Origin of the sequence: Bradyrhizobium sp. NAS80.1 (assembly GCF_001908205.1) — a bacterium.
Classification (GTDB): Bacteria; Pseudomonadota; Alphaproteobacteria; order Rhizobiales; family Xanthobacteraceae; genus Bradyrhizobium.
This window is the reverse complement of record NZ_LGHL01000507.1, coordinates 1-586: the sequence shown is the minus strand read 5'-3', so window position 1 is coordinate 586 and position 586 is coordinate 1. Positions and strand designations below refer to the sequence as shown.

1 pseudogene is annotated in these 586 nt (G+C 62.5%); it reads left to right on the top strand.

What is annotated here, in order from left to right:
* Positions 1-35: 35 nt before the first annotated feature.
* Positions 36-586 (top strand): annotated as a pseudogene (locus AC629_RS50890) (glutamate cyclase domain-containing protein); the annotation flags it as partial.

The window sequence follows — 586 nt, the reverse complement described above, 5'->3', positions numbered from 1 at the left end:
CAAAAGGCAATCTTGCTCGCGCCGCGGAGGCCGTCATGAACACGCCCAACGCGCATGTCGGCATCGTCACCGGTTTCTATATCCAGCACGCGGAGCCGCCTTCTCCGGAAACGGATGGGCTTGGCGGGATGGCGCATCTGGCTGCGGGCCTCGCAACTGCCGGCATCCCGGTAACGGTCATTACCGATGCACCGTGTGCAAAGGCGGTGTGGGCCGTGGTCGATGCGCTGCCGGCGCCGGTCAATCTTGAGGTCGTGTCGACGACGGAGAGTTCGGTTCTCCGCCTGCGGCAGTACCTGGAAACGGGCGATCGGCCGATCACTCACTTGATCGCAATTGAGCGAGTTTCTCCGGGTTCGGAGGGAAAGCCTCACCGGGAGCACGGATGGGACATGTCGCGCGAAACGGCACCCTCCATCTCCTCTTTGGCGACCCCGCCGCGAACCGTCGCTGGTACACGATCGGCATTGGGGACGGCGGCAATGAAATCGGGATGGGATCCTTGCCCAAGGAAATCATCGAACGCGGAATTCCAAATGGCAAGGTGATCGCAGCAACGACCCCGGTCGATTCGCTCATCGTCGCC